The sequence below is a fragment of the Aeromonas molluscorum 848 genome, assembly GCF_000388115.1.
GTDB lineage: Bacteria > Pseudomonadota > Gammaproteobacteria > Enterobacterales > Aeromonadaceae > Aeromonas > Aeromonas molluscorum.
On the sequence record NZ_AQGQ01000212.1, the window covers coordinates 1 to 5,826 of the forward strand.

Sequence of the window (5,826 nt, forward strand, 5' to 3'; positions counted from 1 at the left end):
CCCACTTCACCACGCCAGCTGTGCTGACGTGGACGGCATACTACCCATGGCCCCCAAGGCTGTCAACAGCCTCTATGCACAAAGGAGACTGTTTGCCCAGTTCTTGTGCAGCCTGTTGATTTTGCAGGCGAGCCGGCCAAAAAACCTGTCTCACCAAGCTGGCGAAAAGTGGCATGCCATCCGCTTCTCAACTCGCTTGCAAGGACAGGGGAGTGGCGAAGCGGCCATAGATGACCTTGAGCCTGGCCCCCAGCATCAGTGCTGCGCCGGTCAGACCTATGATAAAGCCGACCCAGAAGCCCTGCGGCCCCATGCGCGGCACCACCCAGTCGGTGAGCCCCAGTATCATGCCGCTTGGCAGCCCCAGGCCCCAATAGGCCACTATGGTGATGTAGAAGATGGCCTGGGTGTCCTTGTAACCGCGCAAGGCGGCCGCGGCAATCACCTGCACCGAGTCCGAGATCTGGTAGATGGCGGCGAAGAACAGCAGCAGGGCAGCCAGGGTGATGACATTCATGTCCTCGGTATAGATAGCGGCAATCTGTTCGCGCAGCAGCACCGTCAGGGCGGCAGTGCCGGCGGCGACTGCGATGCCGAGCATCAGGCCGGTACGGGCCGCGACCCGGGCGTGATCCGGCAGGCCTTCTCCTATGCTGTGGCCGACCCGGATGGTGACCCCGACCCCGATGGAGAGCGGCAGCATGAATACCAGGCTGGAAAAGTTGAGCGCAATCTGGTGGCTGGCCACTATTTCCGCGCCAAAGGGCGCTAGCATCAGGGCCACGACGGTAAACAGGGTCACCTCGCAGAAGATAGCCATGGCGATGGGGAAACCCAAGCGGAACAGACGCCAGATCCGGCTGCCGTTGGGGCGACACAGGCTGGCAAACAGCGCAATTTTGCGAAAGTGGCTAGAGAACTTCACATAGAGGATCATGGCCAGCAACATGGCCCAGAGCACGATGGCAGTCGCCACCCCGCAGCCGACCCCGCCGAGCGCGGGCATGCCGAAGTGACCATGAATGAAGATGTAGTTGGCCGGGATGTTGACCGCCAGCCCCACGAAGCCTATCACCATGGTCGGCACCGTATGGGAGAGCCCTTCACTGAAGTTGCGCAGCACCTGGAACATGGCAAAGGCAGGCAGCCCCCAGAGAATGGCATGCAGATAACCGGCAGTCTTGTCCGCCATGACGGGATCGACGTTCATGTATTGCAGCGCCAGCGGGCTGACATAAAGTGCCAGCATCGCGATCGGGGTCACTATGAGGGCAAGCCAAAACGCCTGGTGGACGGCCGGGCGTACCTCATTGCGCTTACGGGCGCCATTGAGCTGTGAGACGATGGGGGTGAGCGCCATGATGATGCCCTGTACCAGCAGGATCACCGGCAGCCAGAAGCTGGAGGCGACAGATACCGCGGCGAGATCGACGGCACTGACCTGCCCTGCCATCACTGTATCGACGAAGTTCATCGCAATCTGCGCAACTTGCGCCACCAGAATAGGGCTGGCAAGACGAATGAGTTGCCTCGCCTCGGACCAATAACGTTGCACTGACACCTCCGGTGGGGGCCGCTTGGGCATGACATGATGGAACAAAAGAGAAGAACGGTGCACCAGAACGGGGCACCGAGGGAGTCATTCTAGCCGTAACTGACGGTCAAGCGAAACGATTGAGTGGACTCAACCCCCAATGGGGTAGTTTACGAGGCAGCACGCCAAGGATCACCGAAAGCAATGGTCCGGGCTGTACCCTGTTGACGAGCACGGCCCCGGGTCATCAAAGGGGGCCGCGCAGGCTCGATCAGGCGTCTTCGTGATCGCTGATCAACAGGTTGGCGGCGGCGTAGGCGGCTTGCTGACGCAATTCGGCGGGCACGCGTTCATCCCGGGCGACCGCATCCAGGGCACGGATGCTGGCGGCAATGGCTTGGGGGACATAGCCCTGATCCCCGGATCCAATCTGGTTATAGGCGATGCGGATCGCTTCACAACATTGATATACCTGCATTATTTATTCCTTAATAACCTGAATGCGAACGTCGCCACTATAGCGTTCAGGGGCTGGCTTGTCAGCTCGCGCCCTTGTTTGCAGCGCACACCGAGGTTAACCTGCCTCCTTTGTCGTAGCAGGAGACGAGACATGTTCACCGGCATAGTGCAGGGGACCGCCGAATTGGTGGCCATCGAAGAGCTACCCAACTTTCGCACCCACGTGATCCGCATGCCGAGCCTGGCATGGGGGGAGGGTTTGGCACTGGGGGCCTCGGTGGCCCACAACGGCTGCTGTCTGACGGTGACCCGTATCGAGGGTGACAGGGTCAGTTTCGATCTGATGCAGGAGACCCTGCGTCTGACCAACCTTGGCCAGTTGCAGCTGGGAGAGAAGGTCAACGTGGAGCGGGCCGCCCGCTTTGGTGACGAGATTGGCGGTCATGCCATGTCTGGTCATATCATGGGCACGGCGGAAGTGATCTCGGTCATAGGCACCCCCAACAATCGTCAGGTGTGGTATCGCCTTGCCCCCACGCTCATGAAGTACGTGTTGACCAAGGGCTATATCGGCATCGATGGCATCAGCCTGACTGTTGGTGAGGTGCGCGGCAATGAGTTTTGCGTCAACCTCATCCCGGAGACCCTGACCCGCACCAATCTGGGCTGGGTTCAGGTGGGCTGGCGAACCAACATCGAGATCGATCCCCAGACTCAGGCCATCGTCGACACCGTCGAACGTGTGCTGGCTCAGCGTCCTTTCTGATCTTGCCGCAGTGATTGCCCGGTGGCCACCATGGCCAGATCGCCGAGGCCAGATAAAACAGCGCCCGCATCACGCGGGCGCTGTTCTGTCTGGCGTCTATATCAAGGCGCTCGCCGCGGCTTGCAGGACGAGTGGTCAAGATTCAGAACAGCTGTTCGTCATCCGCATCGACCATGAGTTGCAATCGATCCCGCGCCTCGTCTTTGTGCAGCCGCAGGTGTATGGGGTTGCAGCAGGCCATGCAGTCTTCATAGAACTCTTGATCTCCCTGGCTGGCATCCAGTGCCACTTGGGTGTGGTGGCCGCAATGGGGGCAGACTATTCGTTTGTTGATGTAGTCGAGCATGGTGATCTCCCTAAGGCCAAGGGTGAATGGCCAATGCATTCAGTCTAGTCAGTGCCTCGCCTGCTGACTGGGAGCCCGCGCATAAAGAGAGGGATTGGTGGGCGGTGTTGACTGGTGCATCAGGGATGAAGGGAGGCGGATTGAGGTGAGAGTGAAATGAGCAGCGCCGTGCAGCCTGGGTCGCACGGCGTGGATACCTTACTTGCCCGCCACCCAGCTGGCCAGTTGCTCTGCATCGAGTTCGCTCAGGCAATCGAGCCTGTGATCGGCGATGGCGAGACGAGGATCATTGAGCAGCGCAGGATCGGGCACAATCAGCGCCCGCATCGAGGCCGCCTTGGCCGCCAGCAGCCCGGTAAAGCTATCTTCGATGGCGAGGCAGTGCATCGGCAGGACCCCGAGCTTCTCGGCGGCATGGATATAGACGTCCGGATGGGGTTTGCCGAAAGGTTCCACCTCGGCAGAATGCACCGCCAGGAAACGATCGCGAATGCCGAGTTTGCCGAGCACCGCTTCGACCATGGCGAAGGGGGAGGAGGTCGCCAGGCCCACTTTAAGACCCTGTGCTTCAATCAGCGCCAGCGCCTCCAGTACCCCCGCCTTGGGCTGACCCTCGCTCAAGATCAGGGCATTTACCCTGTCCAGAATGCGTTGCACTACCTCTTCCTGGCTGGGACCCACCCAGGGGCGAAGCCGATACCAGTGTGCCACCAGCTGATCGATACGTATCCCTATGGTCGAGTCGCAGTCGGCTTCACTGTGGGGGTGACCCAGTTCGGAGAACACCGCCATCTGGGCCCGTTGCCAAAAGGGTTCAGAGTCGATCAGAACACCATCCATATCGAAGATAACGGCAGCTAACATCTTGTACTCCTGACAAATTTGAATGAGGAATTATAAACCGGACGAGAAAATGCAAAAGGGGCATCCTCATGCCCCTTGCGCCTGATCATCTTAACGGCTGTTTCCTGTTAAAAAATCACCTCGACCCGGGCAGCGACCGCCTTGGCTTTTTCCACCGCCTCTTCACACTGCTGCCCACGGGCCAGGGCGACCCCGAGTCGGCGGCGACCGGCGATCTCGGGCTTGCCAAACAACCGCAGCTGAGCGCCCGACACCAATGCCAGCGCCTCGCCAATGCCCTGATAGCGGATGTTCTGACTGTGACCATCGCGCAGCACCACGGCCGAGGCACTCGGCCCGTACTGGGTGATGGTACCGATGGGCAGCCCCAGGATGGCGCGCACATGGAGGGCAAATTCGGAGAGATCCTGGGAGATCAGGGTCACCATGCCGGTATCATGGGGACGAGGGGAGACTTCGCTGAACCACACCTCGTCGCCCTTGATGAACAGTTCGACCCCGAACAGGCCATAGCCGCCCAGTGCCTCGACCACCCTGGCCGCCACCTCCTTGGCGCGGGCCAGCGCCAGCTCGCTCATCGCCTGTGGCTGCCAGGATTCGCGGTAGTCGCCATCTTCCTGGCGGTGGCCTATGGGGTCGCAAAAATGAATGCCATCGACGGCCCGCACCGTGAGCAGGGTGATCTCGTACTCGAAGGGGACGAATCCTTCAACAATCACCTTGCCACGACCGGCGCGGCCACCCTCCTGGGCGTAGGTCCAGCTCTCGTCCAGCTTGACCAGATCCCGTAGCAGGCTCTGGCCCTTGCCGGATGAGCTCATTACCGGTTTGACCACGCAGGGCAGGCCGATGGCCTCGACTGCGGCGTCAAACTCTACCTTGTTCTGGGCGAAGCGGTAGGGGGAGGTGGGCAGGCCCAGCTCCTCTGCGGCGAGGCGGCGGATCCCTTCCCGGTTCATGGTGAGCTGGGTGGCGCGGGCGTTTGGTACTACCTTGACCCCTTCCTGCTCAAGCTGCGCCAGGGTATCTGTGGCGATGGCCTCTATTTCGGGAATGATGAGGTCGGGTTTGACCTCTGCCACCAGGGCACGCAGAGCATTGCCATCGAGCATGTCCAGCACCCGGGCTTGGTGGGCCACCTGCATGGCGGGGGCATCGGGATAACGATCGGCGGCGATCACCTCGATCCCGAACCGTTGCAGCTCGATGGCCACCTCCTTGCCAAGTTCACCAGATCCAAGCAGCAGGGCGCGGGTGGCGCCGGGGCGGGTAGCGGTTCCAAACATATGATATCTCCCGATGTCGATGGTCATTAGAGGATAAAAAAAGAGGCACGCATGGCGTACCTCAGGAAACGGACTTGTGGGCACGCTGCTCCAGATGCGTGAGCAGGGTGATGGCGCCAATGATGATGGCGGCTCCCAGCCACAATCGGCCGGGCGGTGCCCAGCCAAATACCAGCCAGCCGGCCAGCACGTTCATGGGCAGCTTGGCAAAGTCGAACGGCTGTACAAAGGATGCCTCTGCCACGCTGTAGGCGCGGGCGATGGACATCTGGGCCAAGGCAGACAAGACACCAGAAGCGGCAACCAACAGCCACTGGGTTTCAGTCGGCCATTGCCACTCCGGCAACGCCAGCATGGCGTTGAAGGGGGTGCTGAAGATGAGCAGGTAGACCACGATAGTGTGGGACGATTCGCTCGCCGCCTGGTAGCGCACCAGCAGGGAGTAACCGGCCCAGAACAGGGCTGCCGCCACCGGCAGCAGGGAAGCCCAGCTAAACTCATCCGTCCAGGGTGCCAGGATCAGCATGGCGCCGACAAAACCGGCCAGGGTCGCCAGAATACGGGCTCTGCT

Annotated in this window: 7 protein-coding genes; 1 reads left to right on the forward strand and 6 read right to left on the reverse strand. The window is 60.8% G+C overall.

Going from position 1 to position 5,826, the window contains the following annotated elements; all coding sequences use genetic code 11:
- Positions 1-187 precede the first annotated feature (187 nt).
- Together G113_RS18575 and G113_RS18580 are read right to left on the reverse strand one after the other, a co-directional pair.
- A complete protein-coding gene (locus tag G113_RS18575) occupies positions 188-1,555 on the reverse strand; it encodes an MATE family efflux transporter (protein ID WP_040319383.1) in 1,368 nt (455 codons plus the stop codon).
- A gap of 250 nt (positions 1,556-1,805) precedes the next feature.
- Entirely contained in the window at positions 1,806-2,012 is a 207-nt protein-coding gene (locus G113_RS18580; RefSeq protein WP_005908580.1) for a YaeP family protein, read from the reverse strand.
- A 132-nt stretch (positions 2,013-2,144) separates the two neighbouring features.
- Here G113_RS18580 and G113_RS18585 point away from each other — a divergent pair, with 132 nt between their 5' ends.
- Complete coding sequence (locus tag G113_RS18585; RefSeq protein WP_005908582.1) at positions 2,145-2,759, forward strand: riboflavin synthase; 615 nt, start codon at positions 2,145-2,147, stop codon at positions 2,757-2,759.
- Between the two features lie 142 nt (positions 2,760-2,901).
- On the opposite strand, the gene G113_RS18590 is transcribed toward G113_RS18585, so the two are convergent.
- From G113_RS18590 to G113_RS18605, 4 genes are all read right to left on the reverse strand, one after another.
- A complete protein-coding gene (locus tag G113_RS18590) occupies positions 2,902-3,105 on the reverse strand; it encodes a CPXCG motif-containing cysteine-rich protein (protein WP_005908583.1) in 204 nt (67 codons plus the stop codon).
- 198 nt (positions 3,106-3,303) lie between these two features.
- The gene (gene hxpB / locus G113_RS18595; RefSeq protein ID WP_005908584.1) at positions 3,304-3,969 is read right to left on the reverse strand and encodes a hexitol phosphatase HxpB; all 666 of its coding nucleotides are present in this window, start codon (positions 3,967-3,969) and stop codon (positions 3,304-3,306) included.
- A 107-nt stretch (positions 3,970-4,076) separates the two neighbouring features.
- Positions 4,077-5,255: a formate-dependent phosphoribosylglycinamide formyltransferase gene (gene purT / locus G113_RS18600; RefSeq protein WP_005908585.1), complete on the reverse strand. Its 1,179-nt coding sequence runs from the start codon at positions 5,253-5,255 to the stop codon at positions 4,077-4,079.
- Positions 5,256-5,316: 61 nt separating this feature from the next.
- Positions 5,317-5,826: DMT family transporter (locus G113_RS18605; protein ID WP_005908587.1), on the reverse strand; the 510-nt coding region annotated here is incomplete at its 5' end.